Source organism: Stutzerimonas chloritidismutans (assembly GCF_051486945.1).
In the GTDB taxonomy this organism is placed as follows: Bacteria; Pseudomonadota; Gammaproteobacteria; order Pseudomonadales; family Pseudomonadaceae; genus Stutzerimonas; species Stutzerimonas chloritidismutans_B.
Window position 1 is genome coordinate 756430 of sequence record NZ_JAHVDX010000001.1, and the last position, 14880, is coordinate 771309.

At 62.5% G+C, this 14880-nt stretch carries 10 protein-coding genes; 5 read left to right on the forward strand and 5 right to left on the reverse strand.

Annotation, left to right across the window (positions count from 1 at the left end; translation table 11 throughout):
• Positions 1-66 precede the first annotated feature (66 nt).
• Both KXR72_RS03340 and KXR72_RS03345 read left to right on the forward strand, forming a co-directional pair.
• Positions 67-1398 (forward strand): deoxyguanosinetriphosphate triphosphohydrolase, encoded by a 1332-nt coding sequence (locus tag KXR72_RS03340; RefSeq protein ID WP_437419682.1) that lies wholly within the window; start codon positions 67-69, stop codon positions 1396-1398.
• Between the two features lie 5 nt (positions 1399-1403).
• Positions 1404-2486: an FUSC family protein gene (locus tag KXR72_RS03345; protein WP_437419683.1), complete on the forward strand. Its 1083-nt coding sequence runs from the start codon at positions 1404-1406 to the stop codon at positions 2484-2486.
• On the opposite strand, the gene KXR72_RS03350 is transcribed toward KXR72_RS03345, so the two are convergent.
• On the reverse strand, positions 2476-2820 hold the full coding sequence (locus KXR72_RS03350) for a YggL family protein (RefSeq protein ID WP_437419684.1): 345 nt from the start codon (positions 2818-2820) through the stop codon (positions 2476-2478). The genes KXR72_RS03345 and KXR72_RS03350 overlap by 11 nt on opposite strands.
• Positions 2821-3050: 230 nt before the next feature.
• On the opposite strand from KXR72_RS03350, the gene dacB reads away from it, so the two are divergent.
• Positions 3051-4562 carry a D-alanyl-D-alanine carboxypeptidase/D-alanyl-D-alanine endopeptidase gene (dacB, locus tag KXR72_RS03355; protein ID WP_437419685.1) on the forward strand — a complete coding sequence of 504 codons (1512 nt, stop codon included), beginning with the start codon at positions 3051-3053 and terminating at the stop codon, positions 4560-4562.
• A gap of 18 nt (positions 4563-4580) precedes the next feature.
• Here dacB and rlmKL read toward each other — a convergent pair whose 3' ends face one another.
• On the reverse strand, positions 4581-6761 hold the full coding sequence (gene rlmKL / locus KXR72_RS03360) for a bifunctional 23S rRNA (guanine(2069)-N(7))-methyltransferase RlmK/23S rRNA (guanine(2445)-N(2))-methyltransferase RlmL (protein ID WP_437419686.1): 2181 nt from the start codon (positions 6759-6761) through the stop codon (positions 4581-4583).
• Positions 6762-7111: 350 nt separating this feature from the next.
• Here rlmKL and rmf point away from each other — a divergent pair, with 350 nt between their 5' ends.
• Positions 7112-7327 carry a ribosome modulation factor gene (gene rmf, locus KXR72_RS03365; RefSeq protein ID WP_437419687.1) on the forward strand — a complete coding sequence of 72 codons (216 nt, stop codon included), beginning with the start codon at positions 7112-7114 and terminating at the stop codon, positions 7325-7327.
• Between the two features lie 88 nt (positions 7328-7415).
• On the opposite strand, the gene KXR72_RS03370 is transcribed toward rmf, so the two are convergent.
• Together KXR72_RS03370 and KXR72_RS03375 are read right to left on the reverse strand one after the other, a co-directional pair.
• Complete coding sequence (locus tag KXR72_RS03370; protein WP_437419688.1) at positions 7416-8456, reverse strand: quinone-dependent dihydroorotate dehydrogenase; 1041 nt, start codon at positions 8454-8456, stop codon at positions 7416-7418.
• Positions 8457-8539: 83 nt separating this feature from the next.
• Entirely contained in the window at positions 8540-8758 is a 219-nt protein-coding gene (locus tag KXR72_RS03375) for a DUF2835 domain-containing protein (protein ID WP_437419689.1), read from the reverse strand.
• A gap of 158 nt (positions 8759-8916) precedes the next feature.
• Here KXR72_RS03375 and KXR72_RS03380 point away from each other — a divergent pair, with 158 nt between their 5' ends.
• Positions 8917-9840, forward strand: a complete 924-nt coding sequence (locus KXR72_RS03380; protein WP_437420367.1) for a DUF6685 family protein — start codon at positions 8917-8919, stop codon at positions 9838-9840.
• Between the two features lie 153 nt (positions 9841-9993).
• On the opposite strand, the gene KXR72_RS03385 is transcribed toward KXR72_RS03380, so the two are convergent.
• The gene (locus KXR72_RS03385; RefSeq protein WP_437419690.1) at positions 9994-14841 is read right to left on the reverse strand and encodes an NAD-glutamate dehydrogenase; all 4848 of its coding nucleotides are present in this window, start codon (positions 14839-14841) and stop codon (positions 9994-9996) included.
• Positions 14842-14880: the final 39 nt, after the last annotated feature.

Consider the following 14880-nt stretch of genomic DNA (forward strand, 5'->3'; position numbering starts at 1 on the left):
CTGACGGCACCGGCCGCCTGGGAAACAGTGCGGCGGCGATTCTTAGGCTGGAACAAGGAGAGGGTTTTGGACTGGCAAACGCTGCTGAACCGTGAACGACTCGGAAAGTCCGTTCATAGCACCGACGAGCTCGGCCGAAGCCCCTTCCACAAAGATCATGATCGGATCATCTTTTCCGGGGCGTTCCGGCGCCTCGGCCGCAAGACCCAAGTGCATCCCGTCTCCAGCAACGATCATATCCATACACGTCTGACCCACTCGCTCGAGGTGAGCTGCGTCGGCCGTTCACTGGCCATGCGTGTCGGCGAAGTGTTACGTGACCGGCTACCCGAATGGTGCAGCACGGCGGACCTGGGCATGATCGTGCAGTCTGCCTGTCTGGCACATGACATTGGCAACCCGCCGTTTGGCCATTCTGGCGAAGACGCCATTCGCTACTGGTTCCAGCAGGCCGCTGGCCGCGGCTGGCTGGACGACATGAGCGATGCGCAACGCGGCGACTTTCTCAACTTCGAGGGCAACGCTCAGGGCTTTCGCGTACTGACCCAACTCGAATACCACCAGTTCGATGGCGGCACCCGCCTGACATACGCAACGCTTGGGACTTACCTGAAATACCCCTGGACGTCACGGCATGCCGAGGCGCTGGGTTACAAGAAACACAAGTTCGGCTGTTACCAGAGCGAGCTTCCGCTACTCGAGCAGATCGCCACCAAATTGGACCTTCCGCAAATCGACGCCCACCGCTGGGGGCGCCACCCACTGGTTTATCTCATGGAGGCGGCTGACGACATCTGTTACGGCCTGATCGATTTGGAAGACGGGCTCGAAATGGACCTGCTCGAATATGCCGAGGTCGAATCGCTGCTGTTGAATCTGGTCGGCGACGACCTGCCGGAAACGTATCGGCAGCTCGGCCCCAACGAATCCCGGCGCCGCAAACTGGCCATCCTTCGGGGCAAGGCGATCGAGCATCTGACCAACGCCGCGGCACGCGCCTTCGTCGAACAACAGGAGGCGTTACTGGCCGGCAAGCTCGTTGGAGACCTGGTTGAACACATGCACGGCCCCGCCAAGCAATGCGTCGTCCAGGCGAAGGCCATCGCCCGGCAGAAGATTTTTCAAGACAAGCGCAAGACGCTTCACGAGATCGGCGCCTACACCACACTCGAAATCTTGCTGAACGCCTTTTGCGGGGCCGCGCTCGAGCAACATGGCGGGCGCACGCCTTCGTTCAAGAACCGCCGCATCCTCGATTTGCTGGGTAGCAACGCGCCCAGGCCTGATTGGAGCCTGTACCAGTCCTTCATGCGGATGATCGACTTCATTGCCGGCATGACCGACAGCTACGCAACGGAAATGGCGGGCGAGATGACCGGACGCTCGAGCCCGACGTGAGCAATATGCGTAAATCGTTCTGGCGGTACCTCGGTTGGCAACCCGGCCGCCCTGCGTGGGGACCGGCCATGGTTGCCGGCTTGGGCTGCGCGTTGCCATTGCTGCTTGGGCTGTTCAGTGGCCATCCGGGCTTCCTCTGGGCTACCGTCGGTGCCTTTCAGGCGGCGAAGGCCAATCCTCTGCACCGCTTCGGCATGTTGCGGATGCTGCTCTTGATTGCACTGGGGGCGGCCAGCGCCGGTCTTGGCTTCTGGTCCGCCACGCACTCATTGATCAGCCTCGGGTTGTTTGCGTTTTACGGCTTGCTGCTCGCCTGGCTGCAACGTTACGGCGCCGAAGCGGGGAAACTCGGCATTGGCCTGGCCATCTGCCTGTGCCTAGGCCAAGGGCAGCACGGCATTGGTGATTTCAACAACCCGCAAGCGATCGCGATGCTCTTCGCGCTGGGCGGGCTCTGGGTGACCTTACTGGCGTTCGGTCTACGAGGCATGCACGGGCTGCGCATGTGGCCTTACATGCCCCGGCTGCTGAGTTTGCTCAAAGTGTTGCGCCGGCGTGCCAGGCGAACGCCAATCCGCCAGTGGCGGCTGCACGCCCTCACCTACATCCTTGCCGCAGCCCTGGGTGGGCTGATCGTAACCTTGGCAGATTTGCCCCGTGGCTACTGGCTGACGCTGGCCGTTTTCACCACGCTTCAAATGGATCTGCAACGCAGCCTCATCCGTGCGATGCAGGCGAGCCTTGGCATTCTCGGCGCGGCGGCCATCCTGATATACATGGGGCACAGCCTGGCCGATCCGCCGATGATGGTGATGATCATGCTGCCGTTGGTAATGCTCAGCCGCGCTTTTCAGGCGCATCACTATGGTTTGTTCGTCCTGCAGACGACACTGAGCTTTGTCTTGCTCGCCGAGACGCTGGCGCAAGACTGGGAGTTGCCACAACTAAGGCTGGTCAATGCCAGCATCGGTGTCGGCGTGGCCTTGGCCACGACCTTGCTGGTGTATCTGTTGCGTCGCCTGGCGGCCCGGATCGCGTTGCGCAGAGCCGGGCCGACAATCGACCGGAACGATTCGATCACGCCTTGACGTTGATCTCGTTCTCCGGATACCAGACATCCATCAAGGGGCTGACGTTGGCCTCAGCCAGTTCACTGCGCCCTTTCAGCCAGGCCTCGACCTGAGCGCGCTGCTCTTCGCTGACCGAACCGCGACTCGCCAGGCAGACGAACCCGTAATCTTCGCCACCCACATAGCCCAGGCCGTGGGCCTCGATGGCGTCCGTCAGGAAGGTCTCGAGGAACGCGTCGACCGCCTTCGAGTCGAGGCCGTCCTGGTAAGTCAGTGTCACTTCGAAGCCCAGCTCCTGAAATTCATCGACGCACAGCTTTTTGCGCAGACGACGCGAGCGATTGGTAGCCATTGGTACGGTCCTTTTTCTCGGTGGTTAACGGCGCGCACTCTAACAGCAACCCGGATGCAGCGCGATTACAGCTCGCCCTGAGGTAGCAGTCCGTCTGGAATTGCTGCTTGGGCGCATGCTCCTTTTGCAGACAACCCAGACACACGGCTACGCTTGTCATTGAGACGTACGTCACCCTGGGTGGCGAGCCTGAAAGCTCGCCCCTTCCCTGACCGCTGTAGGGAATTTTCATGTCATCGAAACCAATCGCTGTACCTGCCGCTCCCGTTCATCGGAGCCGCACCTTTCCATTTTTGCAGCATCTTGCCGCACTTGCGCTTGCCCTGCCCCTGGCGTTCCCGGCGGCAGCCGCGACAGTCAACCAGGCACTTCCGCCCCGGGTCGCGGAAGCACTGAAGGCGAACAAAATCGAAAGCAGTGCCCTGTCTCTCGTCATGTTGCCGCTCAATGGCGACGGAGCGCCGACCTTCGTCAACGCCGATGTGTCGGTCAATCCAGCCTCGACAATGAAGCTTGTGACCACCTACGCCGCGCTCGAACTGCTGGGGCCAAATCATCAGTGGAAAACCGAGTTTTACGCCGACGGCCCGGTGGAAGACGGCACCCTGAACGGCAACCTCTACCTCAAAGGTGGCGGCGACCCGAAGCTCAATATGGAAAAGCTCTGGCTGTTGCTGCGTGACCTGCGCGCCAACGGCGTAAAAACGGTCACAGGGGATCTGGTGCTCGACCGTAGCCACTTCGTGCAGCCCAGCCTGCCGGTGTTCGACGATGACGGCAACGACAAGAACAAGCCCTTCCTGGTCGGCCCCGACTCGTTGCTGGTCAATCTGAAGGCGCTGCGTTTCATTGCCCGTAACGAGAGCGGTGACGTTCAGGTGATGGTCGAACCACCGATTGCCTCAGTGCGCATCGATAACCGCATCCAGGCCTTGCCCCGCGCGAAATGCCCGGGCTGGCCCGATGTCCGCTACAACCCGATGGAAAACGAGGACGGCAGCGTGACAGTCGTTGCAACCGGCAAGCTGGCCGCTGGTTGCAGCGGGCAAAGCTACCTGGCGTTGCTCGACCACCAGCGCTACGCGGCCGGCGCGGTACGCGCCATCTGGAAGGAACTGGGCGGCAGCATCCTCGGGCATGACCGTGTCGCGCAGGTGCCGGACGATGCACGGATGGTCGCTCGTGCCTATTCGCCTGACCTCGTCGAGATCATTCGGGACATCAACAAGTACAGTAATAACACCATGGCGCGGCAGCTGTTCCTCAGCCTGGGCGCCGCCATGCGCACCGACGCGGACCAGGACGATGCCAAGGCCGCTCAGCGCGTCATCCGTCAATGGCTGGCGAAGAAGGGCATCATTTCGCCGCACCTGGTGATGGAAAACGGTTCGGGGCTATCACGCGCAGAGCGCGTCAGTGCGCGCGAGATGGCGTCGCTGTTGCAGGCGGCGTGGCAGAGTCCGTATGCGGCGGAATTCATCTCGTCGATGCCGCTGGCAGCGGTCGACGGCACCATGCGCAAGCGGCTGCGTAATACGGCGGTCGCCGGCAAGGCGCATATCAAGACCGGGACGTTGAACACCGTGCGCGCAATTGCTGGCTACAGCCGCGACGGCGATGGCAGCACCTGGGCGGTGGTCGCGATCCTCAATCACCCACGCCCATGGGGCGCCTCGGCCGTGCTCGACCAGGTCCTGGTCAGCCTCTACAACCGCCCGAGACAGAGTACGGCCCAACGTTGAACCGGCCCGCCCCGGGAGTCATCGCGCCTGAATCTTCCAGGCGCGATGAATCTTCGGATTGCGCCGGAAATCCTCGTCTAGCGTCGTTGCGCTGATGTCCTCGACCGCATAGCGCTCGGCAATACTTGCATCGAGGGCGAACTTGCGGAAGTTGTTCGAAAAATACAGCGTGCCGCCCGGCGCAAGCCGTGCCATTGCCAAGTCCAGCAAGGCTACGTGGTCACGCTGAATGTCGAACACCCCTTCCATGCGCTTGGAGTTCGAAAACGTCGGCGGGTCGATGAAGATCAGCTCGTACTCGCCGCGATCGGCTTCCAGCCAGGCCATGACATCGGCTTGTTCCAAACGCTGACGGTCCGATAAACCGTTGAGCGCCAGATTGCGTCGAGCCCAGTCGAGGTAGGTCTTCGACAGGTCCACACTGGTGGTACTGCGCGCACCGCCTTTGGCTGCATGCACTGTCGCCGTCGCGGTGTAGCAGAACAGGTTGAGGAAGCGCTTGCCGGCGGCTTCTCGGGCGATGCGAAGGCGCATCGGGCGGTGGTCGAGAAACAGGCCGGTATCCAGGTAGTCAGTCAGGTTGACCAGCAGCCGCACGTCACCTTCCCTGACCTCGCGGAAGGCACCTTCGCTCGCCTGGCGCTCGTACTGCCGCGTACCGCTCTGGCGCTCACGCCGCTTGACCACAACTCGGTCACGCCCGATACCCAGTGCAGGCGGAATCGCCGCGAGCGCATCGAACAGCCGCGCCTGCGCCTTGTCCGGGTCGATCGACCGCGGCGGCGCATACTCCTGCACGTGAACCCAATCGCCATATAGGTCCACCGCCAGCGCGTATTCAGGCATGTCCGCATCGTAGAGGCGGTAGCATTCGATTCCTTGCTTGCGCGCCCACTTGCCGAGCTGGCGCAGATTCTTCTGTAGTCGATTGGCGAACATCTGCCCGCCTTCGCTGAGCCGGGCTGTTTCGACAATACCTGGCTCGCCTGCCTCCGTTGCGCGCTGCGCGCCGCGCTGGCCCGTGACGAATTGCTCCGGCGTAACGCGGATCAGCAACAGCTTGCACGCCAATGCGCCGTTCCAGAACGCGTACTGCTTGTGACTACGAATGCCCATTCGCTTACCCAGCTCTGGCGCGGACGTGAGGACCGCTGCGTCCCAGCCAAGGCATGCCTGGCGGAGGCGCTCGCCCAGGTTCTGGTAGAGGTACACCAGACTGGCCTCGTCACCGAGTCTTTCGCCATAGGGCGGGTTGCAGACGACCAGGCCCTTCTGATTCTGATCGGGACGCGGCTCGAAAGTCGCCACATCACCCTGATAGATTCGAATCCAAGTGCTCAGCCCAGCGCGCTCTACGTTGTTGCGCGCTGGCTGGATCAGGCGGGGATCGGCCTCGTAGCCACGAATCCACAGTGGCGGCTTCGCCAGCCCTTCGCTCGCTCGCGCCTGAGCCTGTTCGTGCAGGCGGTTCCAGATCGCTGGCACGTGCCCTAGCCAGGCGGTGAAGCCCCACCGCGCTCGCCGCAGATTGGGCGCGATATCGGCAGCCATCATCGCGGCTTCAACCAGAAAGGTACCCACGCCACACATGGGGTCGGTCAACGCGCCGCCTTCAGCAGCGATACGTGGCCAGCCAGCACGGGTCAGCACCGCCGCGGCGAGGTTTTCCTTGAGTGGCGCTGCGCCTTGCTGCAATCGGTAGCCGCGCTGGTGCAGGCTGTGGCCGGACAGGTCTAACGACAGCACCGCCTGGCCACGATCGAGCCGCAAATGGACGCGTACATCCGGATCGACCTTGTCGACGCTTGGCCGCTCGCCAGTCGGTGTGCGCAGGCAGTCGACAATGGCGTCCTTAACCTTCAACGCACCGAAATGACTGTTGTCGATACCAGAGCCATGACCGCTGAATTCGACCGCCAGGCTCCCGCTGGGCAGCAGGTGATCAGCCCATTCCACCTGCTGCACGCCCTGGTAAAGCGTCTCGGCATTGCTCGTGGCGAAGCGGTGCAGCACCAGCAATACGCGGTTTGCCAGACGCGACCAGAGGCAGAGCCGATAGGCGACCTCCATCGAGCCCGTCCCACGGATCGCGGCGGTCTGCTCGCGAGCGTCTTCGAGCCCGAGGCTCAAGGCCTCCTCAAGTAGCAGGCCTTCGAGCCCCTTGGGACAGGTGAGGATGAGTTCGTGGCGGTCAGTCATGGCGAATCCAGATGGGTGGTCGGTCAGCAGTTACATGCGGACCGGCTTACCCGGCATTACACCGAGCAAGCGCTTAAAGGTGGCCGCGCCGGGCATTGCGGCACGATAGCGATAACTTCAACACATAGGTCTGGCCTCCCTTATGGGACAGACCTTGGTTTCGTTACGTGCTTATTACAAAACGATCATTCCCGCCTCGAAGGCATTGCGTTAGAAATCGACTCAGTCCGGCGTCGCAATGACGCGCGGTAGAACCCCGCCACGCCGGCAGCGGGGTTCGTTGGCAGTCTACTGCCAGACCTCGCCTTGAGGTCACAGGAACACCAGTCAACCACTGAGGGCAATACCCAATGAGAAGACTCAAGCGTGATCCGATGGAACGAGCTTTTTTGCGCGGTTATCAGCATGGCATTCAAGGCAAATCTCGCGACTTATGTCCCTTTTCCCATACCGAAGTACGTCAGGCCTGGATGAACGGCTGGCGGGAGGGTCGCGGCGACAACTGGGACGGTCTGACCGGCGCGGCCGGTATTCATAGATTGAACGAACTTCACGCGGTCGGTTAACACACCCATCACCGACTTCGACTGGCACGCCCCACCCGGGCGGCGGGCTTAAGGCCCTGGGGCTCCCACCGGGAGCCCCTCCGGGCAATCACTGACTCCCCTGTTTACGGGACGGCAGCGCCGCAATGGCGTCCACAGCTTCACGTATCAACGCCGGCCCTTTGTAGATGAACCCCGTATAGAGCTGCACCAGGCTCGCACCGGCCTCGATCTTCTCGGCTGCATGGCGCCCTTCGGTCACGCCGCCCACGGCGATGATCGGCAGCCGCCCGGCCAGAGTTTCAGCCAGTACCTTAACGGTATGCGTGCTCTTTTCTCGAACCGGCGCGCCGGACAGGCCACCCGCCTCGTCGGCGTGCGCCAGACCGGCTACGCCTTCACGCCCCAGGGTGGTGTTCGTCGCGATGATGGCGTCCATACCCGCGTCCAGCACCGCCTGGCCAACCAGCACGGTCTCGTCGTCCGTCATGTCGGGGGCGATCTTGATCGCCAGCGGGACCCGCTTGCCATGCAGCACCTCGAGGTCTTCGCGGCGCAAACGCAGGGCATCGAGCAAATGTTTGAGCTGGTCGCCGAACTGCAGGCTGCGCAGCCCGGGTGTGTTCGGCGAACTGACATTGACCGTCACGTAACTCGCCTGGTGATAGACCTTGTCCAGTCCCAGCAGGTAATCATCGACGGCCCGCTCGACTGGCGTATCGAAATTCTTACCGATGTTGATACCCAGCACGCCCTTGAAACGCGCCGCGTCGACCCGTTCGAGCAGCGCGTCGACCCCGTGATTGTTGAAGCCCATACGGTTGATGATCGCCTCGGCTTCGGGCAGACGAAAAATACGAGGTTTCGGATTGCCCGGCTGCGGGCGCGGAGTCACGGTGCCAACTTCGACGAAGCCGAAACCCAGCTGGGACAGGCCATGGATCGCCTCGCCGTTCTTGTCCAGCCCGGCCGCAAGACCGACGGGGTTGGGAAAATCCAGCCCCATAACGCGAACCGGCAGGCTCGCCGGGGTCTTATTGAACAACGAATTGAGGCCAAGCCGGCCGCCAGCCCCGATGAGATCCAGTGACAGTTCGTGGGACGTCTCAGGCGTGAACTTGAACAGCAGCTGGCGGGCCAGGTGATACATACGAAACCTTGTTACTCGAAGGGTGGCGCGGGAGTATAGCAGGCCCGGCTGCGATCAAAGCGGGCGGCCGAGCGGGTGAGGTTTCAGCCTAAGCGGCGAAGGCTGACCAGGCGACCTTCGACGAACTCCAGCTCGAATGAACCAAAAACCCCGGCGGTGGTCAGAAATGGGCGCAGATGATGGGCCGGCAGGCTAACACTCGCCCCTTCCCGGCTCTTGATCAGGATACGATTAGCGCGGCCCTGGTAGACAGCCAACAGCCTGTCGGCAGGCAATGCGATGTCCAGTACGAGGTTCGGCATGGAGGCTCCTCAATGATCAGTACGTCGATTTTGCCACCCCTTCGCGTCATCGGTGATGCGTTCACGCGTCGTTTCGACGCGAAAAGGTCAACTAAAGCCGGTGCGCCGGCTGGCGGGCTCTGCCAAACTCCGATCGTAGTTCAACGAGTTCATCCATGATGATGAGCCTGCCAGAGTCGATGCCGACCGTGACCTCCCGAATCTCCAAGTTCGTACAGCGCCTGGGCCTGACCGGACAATCACCGCGCCAGATACTCGATCATGCGAGTCAGGTACGGCTTCCCTTCGCCGCGCTCGAGGAACCCGCGCCCAGCATCTTTTGGCAAGACGGACCCAGCTTGCAGAAGTTCGTCGACCTTCCCCGTGGCGCACTCTCTGGGCCCATCCAGGAAGACAAGGCCCGCGCGCACGCGGCGCTGACACGCCTGGTTCGTAAGGAAGTGAGCCGCTACCCGGCGCTGGACATCCGGCAAATCGACGGCCTCGGCGGCCAGAGCGCCGATGGCAAGCTCTACCCCACCTTCGAAGCCTTCGCTGCGACCCCGGCATGCCGTCAATTGCGCGTCATCAGCTACAAGGATTTCGTGCGTACGCTGAGCGCGGCGTTGCCAGGATTCCAGCGCAACGCACCCATTGAACTGCGCCAGGCCAGCTGGCTTGGCGAGCGCCTCTACTGGTCCGGTGAGCACCACCCTGAGGCCTTCGCCTGCGCCGTGGCCTATGCGCGCCTGCGCGGCCTCGAAGTGCTGTTACCTTGCGAGCTGACCGACTATCGACTCGATCCCAGCGGGCTGCAGGCACTGGATGAGAGCTACCACGCCGTGACCATGCCCGCCCAGGCGTGGAGTGACCGCGCCTTCATGGGGCTGCTGCTGGAAACGAAGATCCCCTACGCAAGACTGACGCTGCTACGCAACGCCAACAATTCAGAGTTGCTCCTGCTGGACAAGCGCGATGCGGCCGCCAATGCCCTGGGTGAAGGGCTCAAGTTCGCCGGGGCGCCTGACATGGTGCATTACATGCGCGACCTGCCGCAGATCACCCGTTTTCGCCTCGGCCATCAGGCCCAGCCGCGCGGTTGATTGGCCCGAGAGTGCCAGACTCCCCCTACCGCCTTTCATAACCTGCACCTATCGCGCCAGCTAATTTCGGCAACCCGCGCCCTCAAAGTAAAACGCCGGGGCATTGGCCCCGGCGTTCCGTACAGCACTGACCCGGTCCGGGTCGGCTCCCCCTTACTGGCGCGGCGGCTCGCCGGCCAGGTCCTGCAGCTCACGGCTCGCCACGGCATACATGGCGTAATCCACGTTCGTGGCGCCACGTAACTCGACCAACATCCGCCGCCAACGCTCGACCTGATAGGCCCGCTGGTCCAACCATTGCTGAACGCGTGCATCCAGATCTTCAGGTGCGCCGCCGGTTTGCAATACCGAGACGGTGATTGCTCGCTGCTGGCTGTCGAGGTCGTCACGGAAACTCTCCCGCGCCAAGCCTTGCCAGGTGTTCTCGACCGGCAGCGCGGTGAGCTGTTGCAGGTACCACGGCAGCTCCAGCGCACCGCCGACGGCGAAGTAGGCCGCCGCCACATCTGCCGGCGGCTGGCCGGTCTCGTCGGCCGCCTCTAGGATCGGCAGCAGCGTGTAGAGGTGGCTGGTACCGGCGACCATGCGTGCCAGCAACTCCGGTACGCCCGCCTCCGTGTACCGCTCGTAGCGCGCCTGCCACAGATCACGGGTGCCGCCCTGCAAGAGCGAGTCCAGCTTCAACCCGAGGGCAGCCACGCGTGGCCCGAAATGGCCAACGTCCTTGGCCGCGTCGAGCTCGTTGCGGCGGTTGCGCAGGAACCAGCGTGTGGCCCGTCGGCCGAGGCGCATCAGCTCAGCCATCAGGTTGAGCTGCAGCTCGGCCGGCACCTTGTAGTCCAGCGCCTCGATCTGGCGGAACCAGTGAGGCAGATGGAAGATATCGCGCACGATCACGTAGGCGCCCGCCACATTCGCTGCACTCAAGCCAGTCGCTTCGCGCAGGCGCTGGACGAAGGTAATGCCCATGTTGTTGATCAGGTCGTTGGCGATCTGTGTGCTGACGATCTCCCGACGCAACCGATGTTGCAGCATCGCGTCGCGGTAACGCTCGGCGAGCATCTGCGGGAAGGCGCTTTCCATCTCGCGGGCCAGATACGCATCATCCGGCACACGCGACTGCAGCAACGCCTCCTTCAGCTCGATCTTGCTGTAGGAGATCAATACGGACAGCTCGGCGCGCGTCAGGCCCTTGCCCATCTGGGCACGCTCGGCCAGGGCGTCGTCGCTTGGCAGGAACTCGAGTGCGCGATCGAGCAAGCCGACCGACTCCAGCGAGCTGATCAACCGCTTGTATTCGCCACTGCCCTCCCGGGCGCGATGCTCGGCTTGGGACAGTGCCTGGGTCTGCTTGTAGTTGTCATGCAAGACTAGGTCGGAGACCGCATCGGTCATTTCGAACAGCAACTGATCACGCTGCTTGCCGGTCATGTCCCCGGCGCCGACGATCTCGTTGAGCAGGATCTTGATGTTGACTTCATGGTCGGAGCAATTCACCCCACCGGCGTTATCGATGAAGTCAGTGTTCGCCGCGCCGCCATGCAGGCAGTACTCGACCCGGCCAAGCTGGGTGATGCCCAGGTTACCGCCTTCGCCGATGACCTTCGCACGTAGCTCGTTGCCGTTGACGCGCAACACGTCGTTGGCCTTGTCGCCAACATCCGCGTGGCTCTCGGCCGTGCTTTTGACGTAGGTACCGATGCCGCCGTTCCAGAGCAGGTCGACAGGGGCCTTGAGCAATGCGTGGATCAGTTCCGCCGGCGTCAGGTAGTCGGCCTCGATATCGAAGCGCTCCTTCATCTGCGGGGTGATGGCGATGCGCTTGGCCGAACGCGGGAAGACCCCGCCACCTGCCGAAATCAGCGCGGCATCGTAGTCGGTCCAGGCCGAGCGCGGCAGGTCGAACAGGCGCTTGCGCTCGACGAAGCTGCGTGCCGCATCCGGGTTCGGATCGATGAAGATGTGCATGTGGTTGAAGGCAGCGACCAGCTGCAGCGTTTCGGACATCAGCAAACCGTTGCCGAACACGTCGCCGGCCATGTCACCGATACCAATCACGCTGATGGCGTCGCGCTGCACGTCGATGCCACGCTCGCGGAAATGCCGTTGCACCGACACCCAGGCACCCTTGGCGGTGATGCCCATCTTCTTGTGGTCGTAACCAGCCGAGCCGCCGGACGCAAAGGCGTCGCCTAGCCAAAAGTCGTATTCGGCAGCGATGCCGTTGGCAATATCCGAGAACGTCGCGGTGCCCTTGTCCGCGGCCACCACCAGATAGGGGTCATCCTCGTCATACCGCAACACGTTCGCAGGTGGCACGACCTGGCCGTCCTTGAGGTTGTCGGTAATGTCCAGCAGCCCGCTGATGAAGATGCGGTAGCAGGCGATGCCTTCAGCCATCACTTCGTCGCGCGACCCACTGGTCGGCAGGCGACGCGGCACGAAACCGCCTTTAGCACCGCCCGGCACGATGATGGCGTTCTTGACCTGCTGCGCCTTGACCAGCCCGAGCACCTCGGTGCGGTAATCCTCTTCGCGGTCGGACCAGCGCAAGCCACCGCGTGCGACCTTGCCGCCGCGCAGATGCACACCCTCGACGCGCGGCGAATAGACGAAGATCTCGAACTTCGGCGCCGGACGCGGCATCTCCGGAATGGAGCGAGGGTCCAGCTTGAAGCTGAAGTACGCCTTGGGTTTGCCGCTGGCGTCGGTCTGGTAGAAGTTGGTGCGAAGGGTCGCCTTGATCAGCGTCAGGTAGCGCCGCAGGATGCGGTCTTCATTGAGCACGGCAACATCGTCGAGCGCCGCGATGATGGCCTGCTCCAGGCGCGCCTGCTTGTCAGCCAGGTCATCCTCGCCAAGCTTGCGGGCCAGGTAGAAGCGCGTCTTGAACAGGCGCACCAGCTCGCGGGCGATATCGGTGTGATTGAGCAACGCGCTGGCAATGTAGCCCAGGTCGAAGCCCATGCGGATCTGCTTGAGATACCGGCCGTACGCACGCAGCAGTGCGACCTCGCGCCACGTCAGCCCCGCGGTGAGGACCAGGCGGTTGAAGGCGTCGTTCTCGGCCTGGCCGTTGTGGATGGCGATGAAGGCATCCTGCAACGGCTCGTTGATTTCCATCAGGTCGATTTCAAGGCCTTCGGCATAGGTGAAGGCGAAATCGTGGATCCAGTATTCGCGGCCGTCCTTGTGGCGCATGTGGAACGGAAACTCGCCAAGCACCCGCAGCCCCAGGTTCTCCAGAATCGGCAGCATGTCCGACAGCGGCAACGGCGTGTTCATGTGGTAGAGCTTGCAGTGCAGCCGGTTTTCAACCGCCGTCATCGGCTGGTAGAAACTCATGACCAGCGGGCGATCCTCGCTCAGGCTCATCAGGTGCTGCATGTCCACCGCGGCAGACTGCGGGGCGAAGCGCTCGCGGTAGCCGGCCGGGAACCCCCTGGGGAAGTCGCCGAGGATGCCGGTGCCACGCGCCTCGCCGAAGCGCTCGATAACCACGCTGGAATAGTCGTCTTGCCAAGTCCGGCAGGCCTGTACGACCTCGTTTTCCAATTGAACCGGATCGAACTGCACCTGCTTGTTCGGATCCAGCCGCAGCAGGAACTGCACACGGATCAGCACCGACTCGGAGAAATAGGTCGAGAACTCGCAACCACTGGCTTCGAGCCGGTCCATCAATACCTGCTGGATGCGTAGCCGGGTCTCAGTCGAATAGCTATCGCGCGGTACATAGGCCAGGCAGTAGCAGAAGCGCCCATAGGGGTCGGTGCGCAGGAACAGGCGCAGCTTGTTGCGCTCCTGGATCTGAACGATGGCGATGGCCGTGTTGAACAGCTGGTCGAGCGTCATCTGGAACAGCTCGTCGCGCGGCAGCACCTCGAGAACCTGGGTCAGCTCTTTGGCCAAATGGGCTGAATCGTCGAAGTTCGAGCGCTTGATCACCTCCGCCACTTTGCTGCGAATATAGGGGATGCGCCGTACGCTCTGGGTGTAGACCGACGAGGTGAACAGGCCCAGGAAGCGGCACTCTCGGGTGACCCGGCCCTGCTCGTCGAACTCACGGATGGACACGAAGTCAGGATAGGCCGGCCGGTGTACCCGGCTGGGCGTGGCGGCCTTGGCGAAGGACAGCAACAACGGCTCGCGCAGGTAAGCCAGCGCCGGCGGCATGATCAGCTGGTCATCTTCGTCGAGGCCAGTGCGCAGCGTGCGCGACAAGCCCAGCAAGGACGATTCGTCGTAGATGATGCGCCCGCCTTCGCCCTGGTCGACGACGGTGAACTCCTCGTAGCCGAGGAAGGTGAAGTGATCGTCGGCCAGCCACCGCATGAAGTCCATGCTTTCGGCAAGCTGGGCGTCGTCGGCCTGCTGCAGCGCCGCTAGGCGAGCATGATGCTCCTCGGCCTTGGCCTTCATGGCGGGAAAATCGTTCACCGCCAAGCGAACCTCGGCCAATACGCCCTGTAGGGATTGCTCCAGCTCGCGCAAGGCAGCGGCACTGGCGCAGCGGTCGATTTCGACGAATATCAGCGACTCGGCTTTGCTGTCCTCGGTAGCGCTACCCTTGGGCAAGAGCTCGATCAGGCTGCCCTCAGCATCGCGACGGACCTGGAGCACGCTGTTTTGCAACGTATGGATGGCGTAACCACGGCGGGTCAGCTCCATGCGCACCGAGTCGACCAGGAACGGCATGTCCGGGTGCAGTACTTCGACCACGCTGTGCGTCGACTGCCAGCCATGCTTCTCATAGTCGGGGTTGAATACATGAACTTCTGGACTGCCCGGGTCGAAACGCTCCAGCAGGCGCCAACTGGCGAGGGTCGAGCCGACCAGGTCGGTCATCCGCCTCTGGGTTAGCTCGGGTAGCGCGACGATCCCGAAGAATTGCTCGGCGAAAAGTCCCACTTGTGGCAGAAGCTTCTCGTCGACATGCTGCGCCAGCGCCACTTGCAGTTGTTGCTGGAAGTCGGCTTTGCTGGCAGCGGTAAAGAACGCCATTTGTTAGCTCCATTCTGGCTTGGGTTCGACTAAGGCAGT

What these genes read in the sequence shown, in the direction of transcription:
- KXR72_RS03370 (WP_437419688.1), bottom strand. Translation starts at nt 8,456, where the DNA reads ATGTATCACCTGGCCCGCCAGCTGCTGTTCAAGTTCACGCCTGAGACG.
- rmf (WP_437419687.1), top strand. Translation starts at nt 7,112, where the DNA reads ATGAGAAGACTCAAGCGTGATCCGATGGAACGAGCTTTTTTGCGCGGT.
- KXR72_RS03375 (WP_437419689.1), bottom strand. Translation starts at nt 8,758, where the DNA reads ATGCCGAACCTCGTACTGGACATCGCATTGCCTGCCGACAGGCTGTTG.
- KXR72_RS03385 (WP_437419690.1), bottom strand. Translation starts at nt 14,841, where the DNA reads ATGGCGTTCTTTACCGCTGCCAGCAAAGCCGACTTCCAGCAACAACTG.
- rlmKL (WP_437419686.1), bottom strand. Translation starts at nt 6,761, where the DNA reads ATGACTGACCGCCACGAACTCATCCTCACCTGTCCCAAGGGGCTCGAA.
- dacB (WP_437419685.1), top strand. Translation starts at nt 3,051, where the DNA reads ATGTCATCGAAACCAATCGCTGTACCTGCCGCTCCCGTTCATCGGAGC.
- KXR72_RS03345 (WP_437419683.1), top strand. Translation starts at nt 1,404, where the DNA reads ATGCGTAAATCGTTCTGGCGGTACCTCGGTTGGCAACCCGGCCGCCCT.
- KXR72_RS03380 (WP_437420367.1), top strand. Translation starts at nt 8,917, where the DNA reads ATGATGAGCCTGCCAGAGTCGATGCCGACCGTGACCTCCCGAATCTCC.
- KXR72_RS03350 (WP_437419684.1), bottom strand. Translation starts at nt 2,820, where the DNA reads ATGGCTACCAATCGCTCGCGTCGTCTGCGCAAAAAGCTGTGCGTCGAT.